We start from the raw sequence: 23,340 nt of genomic DNA, 5'->3' as shown, positions 1-23,340 counted from the left end.
TATTCAAACATATGTTCTATTATAAACCAATCCGGTTCGTTGTGCTCATCCTTTTACGGCCTGTACCGTTTTCAGCGCTTCTTCGAAGTTCTCATAAATCGCGTTTCCGACTACGATCACATCGGCGTGTTCAGCCATTTTAACCGCCGTCTCCGCATCTTTGATGCCGCCGCCGTAAAACAGCGTCGTTTCCTGAAGCACGGCTTTCGTTTCCTTAACGGTCTCTGAATCACCCAGCATGCCGCTGTATTCAAGATAAAAGACCGGAAGGCGGAAAAGATGTTCAGCTACGCGGGCGTACGCTTTAATATCCTCAATGTCAAGCTCGGTATCTGCGTTCGTCAAAGCGGCAGCCTTGCAGTCCTGATTCAAAATACAGTACCCTTCAACAACAATCTCTTCCGGCGACATCAGCTCGCCGTATTCTTTCATCGCCTTTTTATGTAAGCCGGCAATCCAGTCTGTATCCCTGCTGTTGAGCACAGTCGGAATAAAATAGAGGTCAAACCCCGGGACGATCGCATCGATCGTCGATACTTCAAGAACGCACGGCACTAAAAAGCGGCGCACCTTTGACATCAGCCGAAGGACGTCATCTTCTGTGACATGGTCGCTTCCGCCGATCAAAACCGCGTCTGTTCCGGATTCGCACAGCTGTTCAAGCTGATCATCCGTAATATCTTTATTCGGATCGAGTTTAAAGACGTGCTTCCACTCGGTAATATCGTACATGAAAAAGCTCCTCCATTCGCGTTCTTACCATTTAAATATTATAACAAATTCAGCCCCTTTCGAAAAACGGATAACAAATAAACGATAAACGGGCAGAAGCACAAAAAAACCGCCGGTGCTCAGTGCCCTGAGCCAGGCGGTTTCATGACATCATGAAGATGATTCAGATTGATTTGCTTTGACGCGGTCCAGCGCCATGATATAAGCGTCATTTCCGTAGTTCAGGCAGCGCTTTACCCTGGAAATGGTCGCGGTGCTCGCTCCGGTTTCCGTCTCAATTTTATGATACGTGTTGCCGTCGCGCAGCATTCTGGCTACTTCGAGCCGCTGAGCCAATGATTGAATTTCATTTATTGTGCATAAATCATCGAAAAAACGATAGCATTCTTCGAGATCTTTTAGTGATAGTATGGATTGAAAAAGCTGGTCCAGCTCTCTCCCGCGCAATTTATCGATCTGCATCTTTACACACCTTCTCCTTTGCTAATAGAAACCTTGCTGAGATCGGGAACGATATTGATCCACGTTTTTCCCGGCACGAACGGAACGGTTTTGCCGTCCGCCGTCGGTATGATCCGGCCGTTTTCGTTCTTCCAGCTGATCCGATGGACTTCCCCGTTTTGCAGAAGGAGTCCTTTTCCGCCTGAACGAAGGTCAATATCCCTTCTCCCGTACGCATCTTTCATATGATGTTCGGCTTCCGCTATTAGAATGTTTTGAAGAACAACCGGTTCTTCTGTTTCAAGGTCTGTTGTCAAAACGCCGTCTGACTTTCTCACATAGCCTTCAACCTTTTTATCATAACCATATTCGACACGGTTTGTAACGGATTTTGTTCCATAATCTAACCGTATAGAATAAAGCGCATCCGAAGGTTTATCAGGGCTTGCTTTAAAAGTGAGCGGTTCTGTGCGGGTTTCGATGGCATATCCTTTGTCATCTGCTGCTTGCTTTACGTTTTTGTATGATGTGTACGAATTATGCGGCGCTTCCCGAAAATCGGCTCTCCAAAACAGGGTCCCGTCGTGATCCATTCCATTGATATGATCGGCGTCGCCGTTCAACAGGCGGTCTTTTGCCCCCGGACTCCAGCCGTGATGCACAAGGATGCTGTCAAAACCGAGAGCCAAATCAATGAAATACTCCCGGGCGCTGCGGACTGGGCCAACCGCTTCAGGCATATCGCTTTGATAGATCGCCAACAATCGTGTGATCGGTCCTTCACTGAGAGCTTCAATGACAATGTCAGCCTTGCTTAATCCCGACTGCGGCCTTGCTTTTGAATGATTGTTCACCACAACGGCAATGGGCCGCTGCCGAATATCTCCGTCCGCCTTCAACCCTGTCAGCGGATGAATGTTCTTTTCCTTTTCCTGCTGTTCCTGCGACTGGCACGATGCAAGCAGTAAAAGCGAAGCAAAACAAAGCAGTACTCTTACATATCGATTCACCATAGATTAGCTCCCGCTCTTTTATATTTTAACGCATTATCGATGGAAAGAGTACAGTTTTTTTCATCACATCAAAGATCCCTTTCGGCGTCACCCTGATATAAGGCAGATGGGTGCTTTGCAAAAAGAGCAGGGTGTAGATCGGGTCGTCGAACGTATAGCCTCTTTCAAACAGAAGCTCTTTTAACGCTTTTTCCCTTTCAAGCACCTTTTCATACGTCTCAATTGATGCGCCGCCGCTTAAATGAAGAGGAATTTCGTGCAGAATTTTTCCGTTTTCCGCTAATACGATACCTCCTCCGATTTCTTTCATCCGTTTGAAGGCCAAAAGCATGTCTTCCTTGTTTTTGCCGATCGCGATAATGTCTCCCGTTGTCGAATAGGAGCTGACGAAACCTTGGATGCGGGTTGCAAAGCCTTTCAGCATCGTATTGACACGCCACTTTCCGTATTTGTCGAACAGCGAGAGATAGCTTTCATCATGATCAAAAGAAAGCTGGTTCACAGAGTTGTCAATCTCAATCGTATAAGGCTCCATAATGACGGAATTCCTCATTTTCAAGCCGAGCGGCATGGAAAACTGCAAATCATCCATCGTTAGATCATATGAAAGGTTCAGAGGGACAAGACCCCCTTTTTGCCAATCCGGAACTGAAAACGCATTCATATTTATGCCGCCTGATTTGATCAGCCGACCTTTTGCCAAAACCGTCTCCGGATTCGGTTCATCAGGGCTATTCAAAATGTTGAGCGTCGCGTATCTGCCCGGTGCAACCACCCCAAGGATGTCCTCCATATGGTAATACTTCGCGATATTAAACGAAGCCATATTATAGGCGTCGATCAGCGGCACGCCCTCTTCGATGGCGATTTCAATCAGCTTGTTTGTCATGCCTTCTTTATAAAAGTTCGGCGTTGCGCCGTCCGTTGTATAAAACATATGGTCATAATGGTGAAAGCCTTCTTCGTGCAGCTCGCGCAAAATTTTTCGCAAATCAGGGCGGATGGAAGACTGCCTCAAGCCGACGTGGTAACCAAGTTCAAGCCGCTTCAGCACTTCCTTTCCAGTCATGGCTTCATGATCGGCGTCAGCGCCGAAAAGCTTCATCTTCGTCAGCGTTTTTTCCGATGCCCCCGGAAAATGGCCCTCGATCCGCTTTCTCCTTCTTTTCGTGCACTGCATGCAATGAAGGATCAGATCATCGCCGTCCAAAAGGCGCGGCCAGCCTGTCATTTCTCCTCCCTGGATGACATCCGGGTGTTCTCCCCAATGTTTTCGGTAATCGATCGATAAGATTTGATCTTCATTCAACACTTCGGTCTGCAAGTCATACCTTGACCACCAATAGTAGTGGACAGGCTGTTTTTTCAGTTCCTCCAGTATAGAAAACGCTTTCTTTTTTCCGCAATGTAAAAGCAGAAACAAGTTGTCATTTACGAATGTGGTCGTTCCAAACTGTGACACATATTCGGCCAAAGTTTGGGGATTATAAATTTGAAAAGGATGTACATGCGGCTCAATATACCCGGGTACAATGTATTTTCCTTCACAATCTATTGTAGTTTTAACAGCCGTCTTCGGCAAGTCACGGCCGACATAAACGATTCTGTCATGATGAATCCATACGTTTGCTGGAATCCATTGCTTTACATACGGGTTCAGTACAGATGCATTTCGTAAAAGGAGCGTTGGCTGCAGCCTTGAACTTACAACATCAACTTGCGATCTGATGTGCTTGTTTTTCCAAATTAAGGTGCGTTCGGACATTCACATACTCTCCTTTACATGTAATGATCCTATGTTAACACATTTACTATCGTCACGCATTACCAATCCGTTACAATTTTTTGAAAAAACACTTTATTTAATTATTTAAATAGGAGGAATAAAGTATGAAGCAAAACATCGGACTGTTTGACGCCGTTTTTCGCATTGCCTGCGGACTGACGATCCTGTCGGCGGCAGCGGCAAAGTTTACGAGAAAACCGTGGTGCAGAATGACGCTTTTCTGCATGTTTATGGGGGCGATGAAGGCCGCTTCCGGCATTTTACGATTTTGTCCCATGACATATGTTTGCCAAACGTATATGAAGCAACAGGGAGAGACTGGCGAACAATCATAAAAAGCACCTTTTATAGGTGCTTTCAGACCGTTGACAAAATAGGTCGGATTTCTAAGATCCGACCTATTTTTGTCCAGTTTATTTTGTTTTTTCGATGAAAAGGCTGGCGATTAGGGCCTTTCCACGTCCAATTCGCCAGTTTTTTAGATTCATGGCAGCGAAAACAAGCATCGCCTGCATGGACAATTTTTTCTTTCCCCGCAGGGTTGTCCAGCGCAGGCCACGCTTGTGTTTTAAATCCGCAAAAACCCGTTCGATGGTTTCGCGCATGGAGCGATGCCCAAACACGTATTGAATCAGAACCATTTTGATCAATACAACGGGATCAATGCTTGGACGTGCTTTTGAAGAATAAAGAGGGGCAACTTTTTCATAAATAAATGAAAAATCCATGGCTTCTTCCATCTTCCTGACCAGTTGATCTTCAGGGACAAGTTCACTTAAGGCAACGACTTCAAGCTGTTTACGCTGATCTTTTGAGTGCTTGGGCAACATAATCTAGATTCCACTCACATTTTTTTAAAAAAGCTTGTCGATGAAGCCACTTTTTATGACTTTGTCGACAAGCCGAAACATCCCAAACCGGGATGCTTTTTTCTATTCGGTCAATTTTTCAATCTGGCCCATCACATCGCTGATCTGCTGAGCGCTTTGCACCAATTCTGACTGCTCCAGCTTCTCGACTGTTAATTTTCCTTCCTCAACACTTTTCAAAACATCCTCAGCGCTTTTTTGCAGTGTTTCATTATGCTTCTCGATGGTGTTATGAACCTCGGCTGCGGCATCAGGAGGGGTTAATTCATTAAAATCGGCTGCAGCCTGCTGGATAGACTCAAGCTGAGTTTCCAGCTTTTCTTTTGCACCCGTGTCGTTTACAGCCTGTTCAGCCAAGGAAGGCGCCTCCTCCGCAAATGTCTTCACTTTTTGGATATAGCCGGCCGCTTCATTTGTATAGTTCAATCCGTCATTCACCTGATCAAGCATTCCGCATCCGCCCGCACCTAAAAGGCCAATTCCGGCAAGAACTATAAGAATTCTTTTCATTGTTTGCCTCCTTATCGTTTCTTTTTCATTTTTTCTTTCAAAATCGGAATTAATTTTTCTTTCGCCAAAGGCAGACCTTTCTTCACCAATTCACGCTTCAGCCATTTCCCGAGCTTAGACACGGTCAGTCTCCTTTCCCTTTTGATAAAAATGAAAAAACTCCACCGATTTGGTGAAGTGGATAAACAAAAAGACCTTCACCAAATCAGATTTGGCAAAGGTCTCGCTAACAATTAGATTGCCAGTAAAGCCGAGGATCTAGGACATCCCGTAATGACGACTTTACTGTGACAGCTACTCCCCTTTGGAGTATTCATTTTTATTACTTTCATTTTAAAGCACGAGGCTTATCCAGTCAAATTCCTGCTGACCGGCTTATGCAATGAAAGAAATGCCCTGTCCGTAAAAAAACACCTTCTTGGGAAAGAAGGTGGCAGATTGTTGACGAAATCCTAAAACGGTTTAAAGTTTTAGGATTTCGTCACCTTTTCAGCGTGATTGAAAACCTTGCAGTCTAGGAAGGCCGAGCATCGGAGCGGACTTTCACAGGAGGTGATGACGGCGGCGTTCAGGCAGGACGCCTGGGCGGTTAGCCGCCGATCCTTCCTCTATTCGTGAGCACCGACTTAGCAGGCCTGACAACGAATGCGAGGGTTTGTCGACACGCTGAAAGCACCTTTTCGGTGCTTTTCTAATTAGTTAGGCGCCGTTTCCCCTGCTGACTTCACCCGCAGACGGAAATGTTTCAAGCCGTACATGCTGCTGTCGGCCATCGGCACGACCGCAAGCTTTTCCATCGAGGCATACTGCTTTAAGAGCGCCTCAATGGCGATCGCCGCTTCCAGCCTTGCGAGCGGGGCGCCCAAACAAAAGTGGATGCCGTGCCCAAATCCGATATGCGGGTTCGGATGGCGGTGAATATCAAATTCGTGCGCCCTCTCAAATTTCGTTTCATCACGGTTGGCAGAAGCAAGGAAAGCGATCACACCTTCTCCTTTTTTCAAGCTTACTCCTCTGATCTCGGTATCCTGTTTAACGAAGCGCACAATCATCGGCGCTGGCGCCCGGAAACGGACGGCTTCCTCGACTGCCTGCGGAATCAGTTCAGGATGCCTGGCGAGCTCGTCATACACGCCCGGTGTTTCGAGAATGCTGTAGACCGCATTTGAAACTAAATTCGTCGTCGTTTCATTCCCCGCCATCAAGAGCAGATTGCAAAATGGAACCAATTCATCAGGGGACAGCTTGTCCCCTTCTTGTTCGGCTTTGATCAAAAGCGAAATCAGGTCATTGCCGAGGTTTTGTCTTTTCTCTTCAATCATCTTTTCAAAGAATGCGGTCAGCTCTTCTTCGCCTTGGTCCCTGATGTTTTTCCACTCGTTCACATCTTCCGGCCGATCGCTCTTCGGCAGGCTGACCAACAGGTCGGACCATTCTTTGAAATGATGCTTATACACCAAAGGAACGCCGAGCAATTCCGAAATGACGATTACGGGCAACGGATATGAAAAATCCTGTACAAGGTCGATCTCTTCCCTGCCGCGGACATCAGCGAGCAATTGATTCGTCAGTTCGCGAATGCGCGGCTCCCACTCCTTCATGACGCGCGGTGTAAAAGCCTTGTTGACGATCGATCTGATTCTCGTGTGTTTCGGCGGATCCATGCTGATCATCGTTTTCGCAAACGTATTGCCAGTTCCAAGCTGAGGGAATTGATTTGAAAAAAAGTCTTTGTCGCTGATCACTCTTTTGACATCGTCATAGCGGAACACACTCCACACTTTGCTGTCTTCATCATAGTGAATCGGTGATTCGGTGCGCATTTTTTTATACCACGGAAACGGATCATACGGGTCTTGTCTGTTCTTTCCGTTAATCAGCGCTTTCTGAATGGGGTTCTGCTGTTTTGTTTGACTCATTCGCTTTCACTCCTTCGGTTGCTTGTCAGCTGATTCATGAAGTTCAATATGTTAGTTTTAAATTAATAGATTCCATCTGGCCATTCAACCAACAAATGGCAAAGAAGTGTCGAAAAAGTGATTGAGGAGGCGGCTGAATTGGCTGACAGCTACCGCGGGGACAAGCGGATCACAAAATCGAAAACAAACTTAAAAAAAGCCTTGTTTGAACTGCTTGCTGAAAAAGAATGGGGAAAAATCTCTGTGCAGGATATTACGCAACGGGCAAACTTGAATCGAACGACATTTTATCAGCATTATCAAGATAAATACGATTTGCTTCATCAACATATGAGGGATATGTTTGAGGCGATGAAAGAGGATATTTTTTCGCCGCTTGATATAGATAGCAGCGGGAAAAAGCCAGAAGCGTACTGGTATGTGCTGCGCTTTTATCATCATTTGCAACAGAACAGCGGCGATTTTGCGATTATCATCAACAGAAGATATGAGCTGAACATTAAGGAGCTGCTCAATGATTTTTGGAATGACAGCTTTTTGACGGGAATCAAAAAAACGGCAGCTGCTGATACTGACCGCTCAGTGCCTCTCGACATTCAGCGGCGGTTTGTGATTTCCGCCTTTGCGGGCACAGCCGCATGGTGGCTTGAAAACGGCATGCCTTATCCGCCCGAATTGATGGCTGAATCGATGATCAAGATCATCCAAAAAAATTGAGCTCAAAAAAAGAGACAAAACGGGTGCTCCCGCTCTGTCTCTTCACCTATTATTTCTGTGCTGCCTTGAGCGCACGCGAGCCGATGTCCATCCGGTAAAACAGCCCCGGTTTTCTTACTCGATCCACCGCTTGATAGGCTGCTTCCCTTGCCGCATCAAACGTCTCTGCAAACGCGGTGACATTGGCGACGCGGCCGCCGTTCGTCACAAACTGATCGCCGCTTTTTTTCGTGCCTGCGTGAAAGACGACGGTCTGCTCCATGTCAGGCTCAAGCGTGCCGATCGGCGCGCCTTTTTCATAGCTTTCCGGATAGCCGTCAGATGCAAGAACAACGGTGACTGCCGCCGTATCCTTCCACTTCAGCTCCACTTCTCTGTCTGCGAGGAGATCAACCAAGACCTGGACAAGGTCTGATTCAAGACGCGGCAGGACGACCTGGGTTTCGGGATCCCCGAATCTCGCGTTGAATTCGATCACTTTTGTTCCTTTTTCGGTCAGCATTAACCCGGCATACAAGACTCCCGTAAACGAACGGCCTTCTTTAACCATCGCTTCGGCCGCCGGCTCCAAAATCGTTTTAACGGCGTCTTCGACGACCGCATCCGAAATCTGCGGCACCGGAGAATACGCGCCCATTCCCCCTGTATTCGGGCCCTTGTCTCCGTCAAATGCCCGCTTGTGATCCTGTGCAATCACCATCGGATACACTTTCTCACCTTTGACAAAAGCCATCAGCGAAAATTCTTCACCGCTCAAAAATTCCTCGATGACGACAGATGCGCTTGCTTCGCCGAACTTTTCATCTTCTAAAAAGTCATGCAGACACTGAACCGCTTCTTCGGCTGTCATCGCGACTGTGACGCCTTTTCCGGCGGCAAGCCCGTCGGCTTTAATAACGATTGGAGCGCCTTTTTCCTCAACATACGCCTTTGCGTTTTCAAAAGATGTAAACGTTTCGTATTCTGCTGTCGGAATCTGGTATTTTTTCATAAGATCCTTGGCAAACTGCTTGCTTCCTTCAATCACAGCTGCATTTTTCGACGGTCCAAACACCGGAAGGCCCGCTTCTTCAAATGCATCAACAAGCCCTTCGATTAAAGGGACCTCAGGACCGACGATCGTCAGTCCGATATTGTTTTCCTTTGCGAAAGCGAGAAGCCCTTCGTGATTGCCTTCGTCAAGATCAACGAGTACGGCGGTCCCGGCCATTCCGTCATTGCCGGGCGCCGCATATACAGTGCCGACAAGAGGGCTTTGCGCCGCTTTCCAGGCGAGCGTGTGCTCCCTGCCGCCTCTGCCGATAATCAATACGTTCACGCTGGTCACTCCCTTAATGTTTGAAATGGCGGATTCCGGTGAACACCATCGCGATCCCGTATTCATCCGCTTTTTTAATTGAATCTTCATCACGAACCGAGCCGCCCGGCTGAATGATTGCCGTCACACCGGCTTTAGCCGCTTCTTCGACCGTATCAGGCATCGGAAAGAAGGCATCTGATCCGAGCGCGCTTCCTTTTGCTTTCTCCCCGGCTTGCTCAATTGCGATTTTCGCCGAGCCGACGCGGTTCATTTGCCCGGCGCCGACGCCGATCGTCATATCGTCCTTTGCCAGGACAATCGCATTCGATTTGACGTGCTTCACGACTTTCCAAGCAAGCTTCAGGTCAGCCCATTCCTGTTCGGTCGGCTCCCTTTTCGTCGGAATCGTAATGTCAGCGTCGTCAAAGCCGTGCATATCCAGATCCTGAATCAAGAGCCCGCCTTGAACAGATGTCAGCTGTTTTTCGTTTTTCACAGGCTGATTGACATCGAGGGTCAAGAGGCGAAGGTTTTTCTTGGATGTTAAAATATCAAGCGCTTCTTGGCTGAATGCCGGCGCGATAATGATTTCCAAAAAGATTTTGTGAAGCGTTTCAGCAGTCGCTTTGTCCACTTCGCGGTTCAGGGCGATGATGCCGCCGAAAATCGATGTTTCGTCAGCGGCGTATGCTTTGTTAAACGCCTCTTCGATCGTGTTGCCCGTCCCGACGCCGCAAGGGTTCATATGCTTGACGGCAACCGCAGCCGGCTCGGTGAACTCGCGGACAATTTGAAGTGCCGCATCCGCGTCTTTGATGTTGTTGTAGGAAAGCTCTTTTCCGTGCAGCTGTTCAGCTGAAGCGATCGACCCTTTGACAGGGAGCGCGCTTTGATAAAAGACTGCTTCCTGATGCGGATTTTCGCCGTAGCGGAGCGATTGTTTTTTCTCAAAAGTGACGGTGAACTGTTCAGGCTCTTTTTCACCGGTTACATTTGTTAAATAGTCAGCGATCAACGCGTCATATGCTGCCGTGTGGCGGAACACCTTCGCCGCAAGCTCGCGTTTTTTCTCAAGAGAGACGCTGCCGTTTTCTTTCAAGTCGTTCAGCACAGGGCTGTAATCGCGGGGATCGACGATGACCGCCACGTCCTGGTGGTTTTTCGCTGCAGCGCGAAGCATGCCGGGGCCGCCGATGTCGATATTCTCAATCGCTTCTTCGAATGTGACATCTTCTTTAGAAACCGTTTCTTTAAAAGGATATAAATTGACAACGACAAGGTCGATTGGCTGGATACCCTGCTCATTCAGCTGCGCCATGTGCTTTTCGTTGCCGCGTACGGCAAGAAGCCCGCCGTGAATATTCGGATGAAGGGTTTTCAGACGGCCGTCCATGATTTCGGGAAAGCCCGTCACTTCAGAAATGCCGATGACGTCAACGCCGTTTTCCTGAAGAAGTTTGCTTGTGCCCCCTGTTGAAATCACTTCAACGCCAAGCTCTGTCAATTCTTTTACAAAAGGGACAATGTTCGTTTTATCAGATACGCTGATTAATGCGCGTTTGATCGTCATTCCTTTTCACCTCTGCCATTTAGTTCAAGAAGCTCTTTGATTACTTCGGGATAAAGTTCATGCTCCAATTTGTGTATCTTTTCTTCAAGAGACGCGAGTGTTTCGCTTTTTTCAAGCTCAACGGCGCGCTGGGCGATAATCGGACCGGTGTCCATGCCTTCGTCAACGTAGTGAACCGTGATGCCTGCCACTTTCACGCCTGCTCTGTACGCTTGTCCGACCGCGTCGATGCCGGGAAACGCCGGCAGGAGCGACGGATGGATGTTGATGATTTTATTCCGGTAAGCCGAAAGAAGCGTATCGCCGATCAGCCTCATATACCCCGCCAGCACAATCCATTCCGCTCCGTGAAGGCGGAGCTGTTCAACGATCACTTGTTCAAATGCAGCTTTATTGTCGAACGATTTCGGCTGGAAGGCGAACGACGGGATTCCGGCTTTTTCCGCCCTTTCAAGCACTTTCGCATCGGGCTTGTCACAGACGACGAGGACAATTTCGGCATCCCAGTTCTCTTCTCTCATTCTTCTTTCGATTGCTTCAAAATTCGTTCCGCTTCCTGATGCAAATACCGCGAATTTTTTCATGAAAGACCGGCACCGCCAAACACAACGCCGCTTCCGGCTTTCACTCTGCCGATGAGATAGGCTTTTTCACCGTTGTTTTCGAGCGTTTGGATCACGTCTGTCATATCCTCTTCTTTCACCGCAAGAACAAAGCCGATTCCCATATTGAAAACATTAAACATTTCCTCGGATTTCAGGCCGCCTTTCTCCTGAATGAACGGGAAGATAGGAGGAACGGGCCAGGAGCCGATGTCGATTTCAACGCCGAGGCCATCGGGCATCATGCGCGGCAGGTTTTCGATAAAACCGCCGCCGGTCACGTGCGCCATGCCGGCGATTTTGCCTGATTTCACCGCTTCAAGGACAGGCTTGACATAGATTTTCGTCGGCTCTAAAAGCTCTTCGCCAAGAGGCCGTTCAAAAGGTGCATACGTCTCATCAAGGTTCAGACCGGCATCTTCAAGAAGAACTTTCCGAACGAGAGAGAAGCCGTTGCTGTGAAGGCCGCTTGAAGAAAGTCCGATTAAAAGGTGCCCTTCGCTGATATTTTCGCCCGTGACGATGCCATCTTTTTCGGCAGCTCCGACCGAGAACCCGGCGATATCGTATTCATCCTCTGTATAAAGCCCCGGCATTTCCGCCGTTTCTCCGCCGACAAGCGCTGATCCCGACTGTACGCAGCCTTCTGCGACGCCTTTTACGATCTCTTCAATTTTGACGGGATCGGCTTTTCCGACCGCAAGGTAATCGAGGAAGAAAAGCGGCTCCGCTCCTTGAGCGAGCACATCGTTGACACACATCGCGACGGCATCGATGCCGATCGTGTCATGCTTGTCCATCGCAAAAGCGAGCTTCAGTTTTGTGCCGACACCGTCCGTTCCCGAAATGAGAACCGGCTGTTTGTACGGCAGTTCCGACAGGTCAAACATGCCGCCAAACCCGCCAAGTCCGCCCATTGCGCCGATTCGCTTCGTTCTTTCCACATGTTTTTTCATTCGTTTTACGGCTTCATATCCGGCTTCAATATCAACCCCGGCGTTTTTATAGCTTTCAGACAACACAATCACTCCTTATTCCGCGCTTGTCCATTCGTGATATTCAAAATCAAAAGAGCAGCCGCATTGCCTCTGCTGCCCTTTATTCATTTCAGCAGGCCAGGCGCTTCAATCGCGCCGGCCGGTTTATTTTGTCAAAACGATTTCTTTCACGTGAGGAAGAACAGTATCCTGATAAATTTCGGTCGGATATTTTCCTGTAAAACAGGCCATGCACTGGCCGCAGTTTTCACCTTCATACTGTCTTCCGATCCCGGAAAGGAGTCCTTCAATGCTCAAGAATGACAATGTATCGGCGCCGATTTCCTGACGGATTTCTTCCACTGAATGAGAGGACGCGATCAGTTCTTCGTGCGTCGATGTGTCAATTCCGTAAAAGCACGGATGGGCAATAGGCGGGGAACTGATTCTGACGTGCACTTCCGTCGCTCCGGCTTCGCGCAGCATCGTCACAATCCTGCGGCTCGTCGTGCCCCTCACGATTGAATCGTCCACCATGACGACGCGCTTTCCTTCAACGACCCCGCGGACGGCTGACAGCTTCATTCTCACGCCCTGCTCCCTGAGCGACTGTGACGGCTGAATGAACGTTCTGCCGACATAGCGGTTTTTGATCAATCCGAGTTCGTAAGGAATTCCCGTCGCTTCGGCATAGCCGATCGCCGCTGAAATGCTTGAGTCAGGAACGCCTGTCACCACATCTGCTTCAATGCCTGATTCCTCGGCGAGCTTTTTGCCGAGATTCTTTCTCGCGCTGTGGACGTTAATGCCGTTAATATTGCTGTCAGGTCTTGAGAAATAAATGTACTCCATGCTGCAGATCGAACGGTTGATGTTGATGGAGAACCGCTCTGACTTCATGCCTTCATCATTGATGATCAGCATCTCGCCCGGTTCTACATCGCGCAGATATGTCGCGCCGACCACATCAAATGCGCACGTTTCAGAAGCGACGACGTACGCGTCGCCAAGCATTGCGACAGATAGCGGTCTGAGTCCGTTCGGATCATGCGCCACGATCATTTCCTTTTCCGTCATGATCAGGAAAGCATAAGCGCCTTTCAGCATAGAAAGAGCGTTTTTGATTTGATCTTTCAGCTCGAAGTGGCCGCTTCTTTTAATTAAATGGGCGAGCACTTCCGTATCTGAAGACGTTTGAAAAATGCTGCCCTGGTTTTCAAGCTGCTGTTTTAGCTGAGTGGCGTTCACTAAGTTTCCATTGTGCGCAAGCGCAAGGCTGCCGTTGTTTTGCGAATGGAAAAGGAACGGCTGGACGTTTTCGAAGCCGCCGCCGCCCGCCGTTGCATAGCGGACGTGGCCGATCGCTCCCTTTCCTTTCACCTTTTTGAGCTCACCGTTTTGAAAAACTTCGGTAATCAGCCCCTGGCCTTTGTGGGCGGACATTTTTTCGCCGTCTGTCGCGACGATGCCGGCGCCCTCCTGGCCTCTGTGCTGAAGGCTGTGAAGGCCGTAGTACGTAATTTGCGGTGCTTCTTCATGCCCCCAAATCCCAAATACGCCGCATTCTTCATTTAAGCCTTTGATTTCAGCAAGCATGGGATAGCTCCTTTCCATGCGCTTTCGAGCTCTTCTGTCTGCGCATGAATCCATTGTTGTCCTTCCTGGCTTTGAACAGCCAGCACGCTGTCTGACGTTACTTCACCGATTAGATCGGCGTCTTTGACAAGCTTTTCGAACGCTTCTTGATGGTCTTTTTTCACAGAGACGATAAACCGTGATTGTGTTTCGCTGAATAACAATGCAGGTTCGCCTGCAAGCGTCACATGGGCGCCGAGCCTTTGAGAAGATATAACGCTTTCCGCCAGCGCCACGCCGATGCCGCCTTCTGAGACGTCATGCGCCGATTGAACGAGTCCGGAGCGGATCGCTTTCAGAAGAGCTTTTTGACGCGATTGTTCGACTTCCAGGTCAATCGCAGGCGCTTTGCCGTAAATCTTTCCTTCGGTCAGTTTTTGCAGCTCGCTTCCGGCGAACTCAGGGAATGTTTCGCCGATGACATAAATCAAATCGCCCGCTGCTTTAAAGTGCTGTGTCGTAATATGCTCCGTATCTTCGATCAGTCCGACCATTCCGATGACAGGCGTCGGGTAGATCGCGCTTCCGTTTGATTCGTTGTAGAGAGAGACGTTTCCGCCGATGACCGGTGTGCTGAGCACGTTGCACGCCTCGCTGATCCCGTCTGCCGCTTTTTCGATCTGCCAGAAGATCTCCGGCTTTTCCGGATTTCCAAAGTTGAGGTTATCCGTAACGGCAAGCGGTTCTGCTCCGGAGCAGACGATATTGCGGGCCGCTTCTGCGACGGCGATTTTCCCGCCTGTTTCCGGATCAAGGTACAAGTAGCGGGCATTGCAGTCCGTTGTCATGGCGAGCGCTTTTTTCGTGCCGCGAATCCTGAGGACGGCTGCATCAGAGCCCGGTGCGACAACCGTGTTCGTCCTGACCATGTAGTCATATTGGTCATAAACCCATTCTTTGCTCGCAATGGTCGGCTGCTTTAGCAGCTCGAGAAGCGTTTCTTTCGCATCTTCGACTTTTGGTGCAGGGACGTCTGTTTCAAGGAACTCTTTGTAATAATCCGGTACTTTTGACGGCTTATGGTAAACAGGCGCTTCCTCTGCAAGAGCATCGACCGGAAGCTCGGCAACCATTTCTCCGTTATGGAAAAGGCGCAGCATCTTGTCATCAGTCACATGGCCGACAGCAACGGCTTCAAGATCGTACTTGTCAAAAATATCGATGATTTCCTGTTCGCGGCCGCGTTCGATAACCAAAAGCATGCGCTCCTGGGATTCCGAAAGCATCATTTCGTACGGCGTCATGCCTGTTTCGCGCTGCGGAATCAAGTCAAGGTTCATCTCGATCCCAGACCCGGCTTTGGATGCCATTTCCGCGCTTGAACTTGTCAGGCCTGCCGCACCCATGTCCTGAATACCGACCAAAGCGTCAGATTTGATGACTTCCAGACACGCTTCAAGAAGCAGCTTCTCCATGAACGGATCGCCGACTTGAACGGCCGAGCGCTTTTCTTCTGATTGGTCAGACATTTCCTCTGAGGCGAACGTTGCGCCGTGGATGCCGTCGCGCCCCGTTTTCGCGCCGACGTACATGACGGTATTGCCGACGCCTTTCGCCTGCCCTTTTTTAATATCTTCATGGTTGATTAAACCGACACACATCGCGTTGACAAGCGGATTGCCTTCATAGCAGCCGTCAAACTGAACTTCCCCGCCAACGGTCGGAATGCCGATGCAGTTTCCGTATCCGGCAATGCCCGCGACTACTTCTTCAAACAAGTACTTCACACGCGGTGAAGTGAGTTCGCCAAACCGGAGAGAGTTCAAAACAGCGATGGGACGCGCGCCCATTGAAAAGACGTCGCGGATGATGCCGCCCACACCCGTTGCAGCTCCCTGATAAGGCTCAATCGCTGACGGATGGTTGTGCGATTCGATTTTGAAGACAACCGCCTGATTGTCGCCGATATCGACGATTCCTGCGCCTTCCCCCGGTCCTTGCAGGACGCGTTCGCCTTTTGTCGGGAACTTTTTCAGGATCGGCTTGGAATTTTTGTAGCTGCAGTGCTCTGACCACATGACTGAAAAAATCCCGATTTCCGTATAGTTTGGAAGCCTTCCGAGAATCGATTCAATCATGGCAAACTCGTCATCGCTGACACCCATTTGCTGATAAAGTTTCTCTTCCTTAATTTGTTCTTGACTTGGTTCAAGCAGTAGCGACATGAGTTTCCCTCCAATTTTTCACGATAGATTGAAACAGTTTAAGACCGTCGGCGCTTCCGAGCAGAGAATCGACTGCGCGTTCTGGGTGAGGCATCATGCCTAATACATTGCCTTTTTCATTGACGACGCCTGCAATATCGGCGACGCTTCCGTTGATATCCGTTCCGTATGTGAAAGCGATTTGATTGTTTTCTTGTAATCCGGCAAGCGTTTCTTCATCACAGTAGAAGTTTCCTTCGCCGTGAGCGACCGGAATCGTGATGGATTCGCCTTTGCCGTAGGAAGATGTAAAAAGCGTTTCATTGTTTTGGACGATCAGTTCAACCGGACGGCAGATAAATTTCAAATCTTTGTTGCGTCTCATTGCGCCCGGCAAAAGACCGAGCTCCTGCAAAATTTGAAATCCGTTGCAGACGCCGAGCACCGGCTTCCCTTCTTCAGCCGCTTTTTTGACGGCCGGCATAATATTTGCGAAGCGGGCGATCGCGCCGCATCTTAAATAATCACCGTATGAGAATCCTCCCGGAATGAGGACGCCGTCATATTCATCAAGACTTGTTTCTGTATGCCAGACGTATTCAGCTTCTTCGCCAAGCTCATCCTTAATCGCGTGGAACATATCGATATCGCAGTTTGAGCCAGGCAGCACAATCACCGCAAATTTCACTGTGCGACAACCTCCTCGACTTCGTATCTGTAATCTTCAATCACCGTGTTGGCCAAAAGTTTTTCGCACATTTCTTTGACGAGAACGTCAAGGTCGCGGTCCGATTTTTCGATTGTGAGCTCCATGTATTTGCCGATGCGGACGTCCTGAACTTCTTTGTAGGACATGCTGTGCAAAGCATGCTGAACGGCGCTCCCCTGAGGATCTAAAACACTCTCTTTTAAGCTGACATACACTTTCACTTTGTACATATTACATGCCTCCAAGTCTTTTGAATATTTCTTCGTATGCATCCGTCAATCCGCCCAGATTTCTTCTGAACACATCTTTATCAAGCTTTTCATTCGTTTCTTGATCCCACAGCCGGCACGTATCCGGGGAAATCTCATCGGCCAGCAGGACCTCGCCGTCTTTATCGAGCCCGAACTCAAGCTTGAAATCTATCAATCTGACATCGCAAGCCGCGAAAATCGTCTGCAGCTCTTCGTTTACCTGTCTCGTAATCGATTTGATTTTCTCCACCTGTTCAGGCTCAGCTGCTTTTAAAATCCGGATATGGTCTTCTGTGATCAACGGATCACCGAGCGCGTCATCCTTGTAGTAAAACTCGATAATCGGCTGCCCCAGCTCCGTGCCTTCCGGAATGCCGAGCCTTTTGGACATGCTTCCGGCAACGACATTGCGGACAACGACTTCAAGCGGGATGATCGTCACTTTTTTAATGAGCTGCTCCGTTTCAGAAATTCGTTCAACAAAGTGGTTGTTGATTCCCTTCTCGTGAAGCCTTGTGAAAATCAGGCTGGAAATTTCGTTATTTAAACGGCCTTTTCCGTCAATCTCGGCTTTTTTTTCTCCGTTAAAAGCCGTCGCTGAGTTTTTGTATTCGACAAACAAAGTGTTGTCATCATCCGTCCGGTAAATCTTTTTCGCTTTTCCTTCGTATAAAAGTTCATTTTTCACAATATTCACAGAAGGCCTCCTAACCCGAATGTTGGAAATATTTAAGCACTTAGACCCCCGCCTGTAAAAGCGGGCGGTCTATTCTATGCCAAGCCTAAACGTTCAAAAATGTAGTCGACATTTTTCAAGTGGTAATTGTAATCAAAGCAGTCGTTAATTTGTTCCGGAGACAGTCGGGACGTAATTTTTTCCTCAGCCTCGACAAGCTGGCGGAACGGCACTTGTTTCTCCCATGCTTCCATTGCTTTCGGCTGAACGGTGTCATACGCTTCTTCGCGCGCCATGCCGGTATCAATGAGAGCGAGAAGGACGCGCTGGGAGTAGATCAATCCGAGTGTGCGGTCCATGTTGCGCTTCATGTTTTCAGGGAACACGGTCAAGTTTTTCACAATGTTGCCGAAGCGGTTCAGCATGTAATTCAGCGCGATCGTCGCATCAGGCAGAATGATGCGCTCTGCTGATGAATGCGAAATGTCGCGTTCATGCCAAAGCGGTACATTTTCATAAGCGGTCAGCATGTAGCCGCGGATGACGCGCGCCATTCCCGTCATGTTTTCCGAACCGATCGGGTTGCGTTTATGCGGCATGGCAGATGAACCTTTTTGGCCTTTTGCGAAAAATTCTTCGACCTCGCGTGTTTCGCTTTTTTGGAGGCCGCGGATCTCAACGGCGAATTTCTCGATGCTTGTCGCAACAAGCGCCAGTGCAGCCATGTAATCGGCGTGGCGGTCGCGCTGCAGCGTCTGCGTTGAGATCGGCGCAGCTTTTAAGCCGAGCTTCTCACATACGTACTGCTCGACGAATGGATCGATGTTCGCGTACGTTCCGACGGCGCCTGAGATTTTACCGACTTCGATGCCTTCTTTCGCTTGCTTGAAGCGTTCCAGGTTGCGCTTCATCTCTTCATACCAAAGGGCGAGCTTTAAGCCGAATGTCGTCGGTTCTGCATGCACGCCGTGTGTGCGCCCCATCATCACCGTATATTTATGTTCCTTTGCTTTTTCTTTCAAGATGTCAATAAACCTCTCAATGTCCTTGAGCAAAATCTCGTTCGCCTGTTTTAATAGATAAGAAAGAGCGGTATCGACCACATCTGTTGATGTCAGTCCGTAGTGCACCCATTTTTTCTCTTCGCCAAGCGTTTCCGATACGGCGCGGGTAAATGCGACGACATCATGGCGCGTGTCCTGCTCGATTTCGAAGATGCGGTTGATGTCAAATGACGCTTTTTCCCTTAAAACCTTCACATCTTCTTTCGGAATGACGCCGAGCTCAGCCCAAGCTTCACAAGCCAGTATTTCAACTTCAAGCCATGCTTGGAATCTGTTTTCATCTGTCCAAATCGCAGCCATTTCCGGTCTTGAATAACGTTCGATCATTGTTTTCGTCCTCCATCTCTTTCAATCCACTTTTCTGTCATCTGCCCGATCCATTCATTGTCGGGTGTTCTTAAAAATGTGATGTGCCCCATTTTGCGGCCTGGTTTGACTTCATGCTTTCCGTATATATAAAGCTTCGCTTCTTTTAAAAGTTCGGGATCTTCTTCAGCCATGTACACTTCGTCCCCGAGAAGGTTCACCATCATCCCTTCCTTCAGAAGATCCGTTTTACCGAGCGGCAGCCCGCAGACCGCACGAATATGCTGTTCAAACTGGCTCGTTTCGCAAAGATCAAGGGTGTAATGGCCGGAATTATGCGGCCGCGGCGCCAGTTCATTGACGAGAAGGCCGCCGTCTTCCTTCAGGAAAAGCTCAACGGCCAGTGTTCCGACAAGCTGAAGCTTTTCGGCAAGCCTGAGGGCAAGTGCTGCCGCTTGTTCCTGAATCGCCTCATCGACCCGGGCCGGGACGATGCTCTGGAATAAAATATTTTGTTTATGGATGTTTTCTGCCGCCGGAAAGACGGTTGTCTCTCCGTGAACCGATCTTGTCACGATCACGGACAATTCCATTTTGAAAGGAACCCAGCTTTCCAAAATGCATGTGCCGTGCTGTAAAAGAGCTGCGGCTTCCCCGATTTGTGCTTGTTCTTTCAGGACGTGCTGCCCTTTTCCGTCATACCCGCCGCGGCAAGTTTTCAGCACCGCCGGAAGACCGAGCTCCGCTACGGACGCTTCCAATTCCGCCCGGTCGTGAATGATCCGGTACGGCGCGACTTTACAGCCCGCTGATGCAATCGCTTTTTTCTCGGTCTCCCTGTTTTGCGTAAGGAGCAAAAGCTCGCTCCCCTGCGGAAGGTAAGCGTGCTCCTTCAGCCAGTTCAGCGCGTCATAATCGATGTTCTCGAATTCGTAAGTGATCACGTCGCTCGCTTCGGCAAGCTTCCGTATCGCTTCCCCGTCATTATAGCTAGCCGTAATCTCAAGGTCGGCGACCTGGCCGCACGGTGATGAAGGAACAGGATCAACCACCGCGATTTTATAGCCCATTTGTTTGGCCGCGACGGCCATCATTTTGCCCAGCTGTCCGCCTCCGATAATGCCGATTGTCGCTCCCGGAAAAATCGTTTGTTTATACAAGCTGATCACTGCTTTCCAACACGGTTTGTCTGATGCTTTCCCTTCGTTCGTCCAATCTTTCGGCAAGCTCTTTGTCAAAAGCTGACAAAATCTGCGCCGCAAGCAGTCCTGCGTTGACCGCTCCCGCTTTGCCGATGGCAACGGTCGCAACGGGTACTCCGCCCGGCATTTGAACGATTGAAAGCAGCGAATCGAGACCGTTCAGCGCTTTTGACTGAACCGGCACACCGATGACGGGCAGCGTCGTTTTGGCTGCGACCATTCCCGGCAGGTGAGCGGCTCCGCCCGCTCCGGCAATGATGACTTTCAAGCCTCTTTCCCGAGCCTTTTCGGCATATTCAAACATTAAATCAGGCGTCCGATGTGCGGAAACGACCTTTTTTTCGAACGGAATTCCCAGTTCATCGAGTATGCCGCAGGCATGTTTCATCGTTTCCCAGTCAGATGTGCTTCCCATGATAACACCAAGAAGAGGCTGCATATCCTTTTGTCCCACCTTTAGCTGTTATTCTTCGCAAATAAAAAGCCCGGCATGTATTGCATTTGTAGGAAGCAACACAAACCGGGCATGGCGCGTGTATCGTCAGTTAGTCCGCTTCTCGCGATCTCCATGTCAGTTTATTGTCCACTTTCCTGCATAGTCCGATGATTTACGGTCATCGGGTAGAGACTTATGGGCCATATTCCCAAGATTATATGAGGATGTGTTTTCATGTCATGTTTATCTTAACAACGGACTGTGATAATGTCAACGACATTATCGAACGATAGTATATTTTGTTGTTCTAATGTTCGGGTTTAGAGTAATTTCCCTTCGAATATAATTTTTCTTCCGCACGGAACAACCTGAATCGTTCCATTTTCCTTTGTTTCTTTGAAGACCGGCTCCTCCATTCGGCGCACCGGCGTGTAGCCTTCTTCCTGCATCTTCGTCAACACGGTTTCGATCGTTTCGCCTTCCGTTACTTCAAAGCGCTTTTTTTTCGGCTTTGTCATTATTCTTTAATTCTCCTTTTCTTTACGGCTTTAACCCAGAATCCGCCGTGTATCGTCTTCGGTTCGTAGGAAATGATAAATGCTTTTGAATCGATTGATTTAATTGTTTCGTACAGCTGCAGCTCGTATTTTCTCGGCGTCAAAATCTGCATCGCCGTTCTGTCTCCCTCAAGTCCGCCGACGACCCAATGGGTGACCCCGTAGCCTTTTTCCCTGAGCTGTTTCGGCAGATCCAAATCAAGCTCTTTCGTAATGGCGTTAACGGTAATATAGCCCAAAGCGAGCTTTTCTTCAATCTTCGTGCCGACGATGATGCCGATTCCAAATCCAACCGCATAAGCGATCACGTTTTGGATTTGATTTAAATTATCTAAAACAAGACCCAGCCCGACGACGTAAACAAGCATTTCGATTGTCCCGATAAAAGCGGCGAGATACCGCTGGCCTTTTAGAGTCAGTATCATGCGAAGGGTTAAAAACGTTACATATATAATATTGATAACCAGAATAATTCCAACCATGATCACACCGTTCAATAGTGCTGAGTGAAGCAATTGAAATCCCTCCTTTAGATGCAAAGCAATCATATTCTACTAGAGAAATTCTCCATACACAATCCTGTAATGGCCCTGCTTCACCACAAAATTTTTCGACATTGCTCACTTCCATCAGTTTACCCTTTTTCTGCCGGTTTCAAAGCATTTAAACGCCATTAAAAAAGACGTTCAAATGAACGTCCTTAGAGCTGGTGTTTATGATCCCGCTGACGAACTTCATCTAATTTGTGCAGCTTCCGGTGTTCCTTTTCCAAATCGCTCAGCGTGTATGACGAGAGGTCTTTCAAATTGTCCAGCCGTCCTGGTTTTGCGAGCTGCCTGATTAAATACTCCTTTTTTTGCTTTACAGCTTTTCGAAGAAAGTTAGCCATCGATCACTCCCCCATCCGTTCGTATGATTGGTTACAATATAATACATATTATTCTTATGAGTCAACTCAGAATTAATGTTAAGAAAAAACCGGTTCTTCTTAAAGAACCGGCTGTATCTCCTTATACAGGGATAAGCGAGGACAGCAAGTATCCGCCCACCAGCTTCCAAGTTGCCCCAACGAATACCAATTCAAGCAAAAAGACGGTAAACACGCAGTACATCAGGTCAAACCGCGGTTTTTCGCTTTTTTCATAAATTGATTGAATCAATGTAAAAGTGCCGAAGGTCAATCCCATAAAGATGACGATCGAGAGAATCACCGTCGCGGCCGTGAAGTTGATAATCGCGAAAATCATCCACAGAGCGGCAGGGACGATAAACGGAACCAGTAAAGAGCCGTACTTTGCCGTGATATCGAAAAATGAAGCTTTATACCTGAGCATAAAATTCGATACAGCCCAGCTCGCTGCCGCCATCCAAAACATGAAAGCCATGCAGTAGATAAACACAACCAAAAACACTTCCATAAACGGCACCGACACGCCGAACCCGAGAATTCTCCCCCGGCCCGCAAGCAGCTGATAAAAGTTGCCGAGCGAAAAGAAAACAGCTAAAAGCGTCATTGAAATAACGGAATACTTAAAATAAGACCGGTCATAATCAAGTGCAGTGCGCACCGGGGACTTTAAAATATCGAGCACAAAGCTGAAATAACGGAACAAAGCGGCAATCACACTCTCCATCACCGATTTGACTTTTGCTGCAGACGGATTCGTCTCCTTGCTCTTCTTCGCTTTTTTCCGGGAATTCCTCGACATCCTCGAAGCAGGTTCTTGTTCTATATCATCTTCGTTTCGTTTGTGATGTTCTTCAATCATATAAGCAACTCCTCTTCTATTCAAAAGCTTTACATAAATGAAAAGCACTTTTATAAATTACATAAGCTGTGTGAAACAGTCAAGACAAACCTCTTTTTATCATAGATGCAGCAGCCCTTATATATGACGAAAAACGAAGGCGGAAGGTTCCGATT

The 23,340-nt window shown here is 48.5% G+C and carries 24 protein-coding genes, 1 pseudogene and 1 riboswitch; of the genes and pseudogenes, 2 read left to right on the top strand and 23 right to left on the bottom strand.

Annotation, left to right across the window (positions count from 1 at the left end; all coding sequences use genetic code 11):
• Window positions 1-45 precede the first annotated feature (45 nt).
• The 4 genes from TRNA_RS25065 to TRNA_RS25050 all read right to left on the bottom strand — a co-directional run bounded on the left by TRNA_RS25065 (window position 46) and on the right by TRNA_RS25050 (window position 3,951).
• Window positions 46-732 (bottom strand): heptaprenylglyceryl phosphate synthase, encoded by a 687-nt coding sequence (locus TRNA_RS25065; RefSeq protein ID WP_003179570.1) that lies wholly within the window; start codon window positions 730-732, stop codon window positions 46-48.
• 150 nt (window positions 733-882) lie between these two features.
• Entirely contained in the window at window positions 883-1,194 is a 312-nt protein-coding gene (locus TRNA_RS25060; protein ID WP_003179568.1) for a YerC/YecD family TrpR-related protein, read from the bottom strand.
• Window positions 1,195-1,196: 2 nt separating this feature from the next.
• Complete coding sequence (locus tag TRNA_RS25055) at window positions 1,197-2,183, bottom strand: DUF3048 domain-containing protein (RefSeq protein WP_025806296.1); 987 nt, start codon at window positions 2,181-2,183, stop codon at window positions 1,197-1,199.
• A 28-nt stretch (window positions 2,184-2,211) separates the two neighbouring features.
• A complete protein-coding gene (locus TRNA_RS25050; RefSeq protein ID WP_003179556.1) occupies window positions 2,212-3,951 on the bottom strand; it encodes an adenine deaminase C-terminal domain-containing protein in 1,740 nt (579 codons plus the stop codon).
• 125 nt (window positions 3,952-4,076) lie between these two features.
• Here TRNA_RS25050 and TRNA_RS25045 point away from each other — a divergent pair, with 125 nt between their 5' ends.
• Window positions 4,077-4,307 (top strand): YgaP family membrane protein, encoded by a 231-nt coding sequence (locus tag TRNA_RS25045; RefSeq protein ID WP_003179554.1) that lies wholly within the window; start codon window positions 4,077-4,079, stop codon window positions 4,305-4,307.
• A 22-nt stretch (window positions 4,308-4,329) separates the two neighbouring features.
• Here the strand turns inward: TRNA_RS25045 and TRNA_RS44380 are convergent.
• The 3 genes and pseudogenes from TRNA_RS44380 to TRNA_RS25030 all read right to left on the bottom strand — a co-directional run.
• Window positions 4,330-4,574: pseudogene (locus TRNA_RS44380) on the bottom strand (transposase); the annotation flags it as partial.
• Window positions 4,575-4,904: 330 nt separating this feature from the next.
• Window positions 4,905-5,351, bottom strand: coding sequence for a DUF6376 family protein (locus TRNA_RS25035; RefSeq protein WP_011197616.1), 447 nt, complete (start codon window positions 5,349-5,351; stop codon window positions 4,905-4,907).
• 695 nt (window positions 5,352-6,046) lie between these two features.
• Entirely contained in the window at window positions 6,047-7,270 is a 1,224-nt protein-coding gene (locus tag TRNA_RS25030) for a cytochrome P450 (RefSeq protein ID WP_011197615.1), read from the bottom strand.
• 138 nt (window positions 7,271-7,408) lie between these two features.
• Here TRNA_RS25030 and TRNA_RS25025 point away from each other — a divergent pair, with 138 nt between their 5' ends.
• Complete coding sequence (locus TRNA_RS25025) at window positions 7,409-7,987, top strand: TetR/AcrR family transcriptional regulator (RefSeq protein ID WP_011201578.1); 579 nt, start codon at window positions 7,409-7,411, stop codon at window positions 7,985-7,987.
• Window positions 7,988-8,036: 49 nt separating this feature from the next.
• On the opposite strand, the gene purD is transcribed toward TRNA_RS25025, so the two are convergent.
• The 16 genes from purD to TRNA_RS24945 form a co-directional block, all read right to left on the bottom strand.
• Window positions 8,037-9,305, bottom strand: coding sequence for a phosphoribosylamine--glycine ligase (gene purD, locus TRNA_RS25020; protein WP_003179540.1), 1,269 nt, complete (start codon window positions 9,303-9,305; stop codon window positions 8,037-8,039).
• A 13-nt stretch (window positions 9,306-9,318) separates the two neighbouring features.
• Window positions 9,319-10,857, bottom strand: coding sequence for a bifunctional phosphoribosylaminoimidazolecarboxamide formyltransferase/IMP cyclohydrolase (gene purH, locus TRNA_RS25015; protein ID WP_003179539.1), 1,539 nt, complete (start codon window positions 10,855-10,857; stop codon window positions 9,319-9,321).
• On the bottom strand, window positions 10,854-11,441 hold the full coding sequence (gene purN, locus TRNA_RS25010) for a phosphoribosylglycinamide formyltransferase (protein WP_003179538.1): 588 nt from the start codon (window positions 11,439-11,441) through the stop codon (window positions 10,854-10,856). The genes purH and purN overlap by 4 nt, the downstream gene beginning before the upstream one ends.
• Complete coding sequence (gene purM, locus TRNA_RS25005; protein ID WP_011197613.1) at window positions 11,438-12,478, bottom strand: phosphoribosylformylglycinamidine cyclo-ligase; 1,041 nt, start codon at window positions 12,476-12,478, stop codon at window positions 11,438-11,440. The genes purN and purM overlap by 4 nt, the downstream gene beginning before the upstream one ends.
• A 123-nt stretch (window positions 12,479-12,601) precedes the next feature.
• Window positions 12,602-14,032, bottom strand: a complete 1,431-nt coding sequence (gene purF, locus TRNA_RS25000) for an amidophosphoribosyltransferase (protein ID WP_011197612.1) — start codon at window positions 14,030-14,032, stop codon at window positions 12,602-12,604.
• Window positions 14,008-16,236: a phosphoribosylformylglycinamidine synthase subunit PurL gene (gene purL / locus TRNA_RS24995; RefSeq protein ID WP_003179534.1), complete on the bottom strand. Its 2,229-nt coding sequence runs from the start codon at window positions 16,234-16,236 to the stop codon at window positions 14,008-14,010. Before purL ends, purF begins: the two co-directional genes overlap by 25 nt.
• Window positions 16,220-16,903, bottom strand: a complete 684-nt coding sequence (gene purQ / locus TRNA_RS24990) for a phosphoribosylformylglycinamidine synthase subunit PurQ (protein WP_003179533.1) — start codon at window positions 16,901-16,903, stop codon at window positions 16,220-16,222. The genes purL and purQ overlap by 17 nt, the downstream gene beginning before the upstream one ends.
• Window positions 16,900-17,154 carry a phosphoribosylformylglycinamidine synthase subunit PurS gene (gene purS, locus TRNA_RS24985; RefSeq protein ID WP_003179532.1) on the bottom strand — a complete coding sequence of 85 codons (255 nt, stop codon included), beginning with the start codon at window positions 17,152-17,154 and terminating at the stop codon, window positions 16,900-16,902. The genes purQ and purS overlap by 4 nt, the downstream gene beginning before the upstream one ends.
• A 1-nt stretch (window position 17,155) precedes the next feature.
• The gene (gene purC, locus TRNA_RS24980) at window positions 17,156-17,872 is read right to left on the bottom strand and encodes a phosphoribosylaminoimidazolesuccinocarboxamide synthase (RefSeq protein WP_003179531.1); all 717 of its coding nucleotides are present in this window, start codon (window positions 17,870-17,872) and stop codon (window positions 17,156-17,158) included.
• A 74-nt stretch (window positions 17,873-17,946) separates the two neighbouring features.
• Window positions 17,947-19,242: an adenylosuccinate lyase gene (purB, locus tag TRNA_RS24975; protein ID WP_003179530.1), complete on the bottom strand. Its 1,296-nt coding sequence runs from the start codon at window positions 19,240-19,242 to the stop codon at window positions 17,947-17,949.
• Window positions 19,239-20,381 carry a 5-(carboxyamino)imidazole ribonucleotide synthase gene (gene purK / locus TRNA_RS24970; protein WP_011197611.1) on the bottom strand — a complete coding sequence of 381 codons (1,143 nt, stop codon included), beginning with the start codon at window positions 20,379-20,381 and terminating at the stop codon, window positions 19,239-19,241. Before purK ends, purB begins: the two co-directional genes overlap by 4 nt.
• Window positions 20,374-20,862 carry a 5-(carboxyamino)imidazole ribonucleotide mutase gene (gene purE, locus TRNA_RS24965; protein WP_003179528.1) on the bottom strand — a complete coding sequence of 163 codons (489 nt, stop codon included), beginning with the start codon at window positions 20,860-20,862 and terminating at the stop codon, window positions 20,374-20,376. Before purE ends, purK begins: the two co-directional genes overlap by 8 nt.
• 136 nt (window positions 20,863-20,998) lie before the next feature.
• A riboswitch (purine riboswitch) is annotated at window positions 20,999-21,101 on the bottom strand.
• A 78-nt stretch (window positions 21,102-21,179) separates the two neighbouring features.
• Window positions 21,180-21,377, bottom strand: coding sequence for an NETI motif-containing protein (locus TRNA_RS24960; RefSeq protein ID WP_003179527.1), 198 nt, complete (start codon window positions 21,375-21,377; stop codon window positions 21,180-21,182).
• Window positions 21,377-21,964, bottom strand: a complete 588-nt coding sequence (locus TRNA_RS24955; RefSeq protein WP_370510518.1) for a DUF2179 domain-containing protein — start codon at window positions 21,962-21,964, stop codon at window positions 21,377-21,379. Before TRNA_RS24955 ends, TRNA_RS24960 begins: the two co-directional genes overlap by 1 nt.
• 152 nt (window positions 21,965-22,116) lie before the next feature.
• Window positions 22,117-22,305 (bottom strand): hypothetical protein, encoded by a 189-nt coding sequence (locus TRNA_RS24950; RefSeq protein WP_003179522.1) that lies wholly within the window; start codon window positions 22,303-22,305, stop codon window positions 22,117-22,119.
• Window positions 22,306-22,426: 121 nt separating this feature from the next.
• Window positions 22,427-23,185, bottom strand: coding sequence for a hypothetical protein (locus tag TRNA_RS24945; protein ID WP_003179521.1), 759 nt, complete (start codon window positions 23,183-23,185; stop codon window positions 22,427-22,429).
• Window positions 23,186-23,340 lie beyond the last annotated feature (155 nt).

The organism is Bacillus licheniformis DSM 13 = ATCC 14580 (assembly GCF_000011645.1).
Classification (GTDB): domain Bacteria; phylum Bacillota; class Bacilli; order Bacillales; family Bacillaceae; genus Bacillus; species Bacillus licheniformis.
The sequence above is the reverse complement of the archived record's forward strand: the minus strand, read 5'-3'. Positions and strand labels throughout refer to the sequence as shown.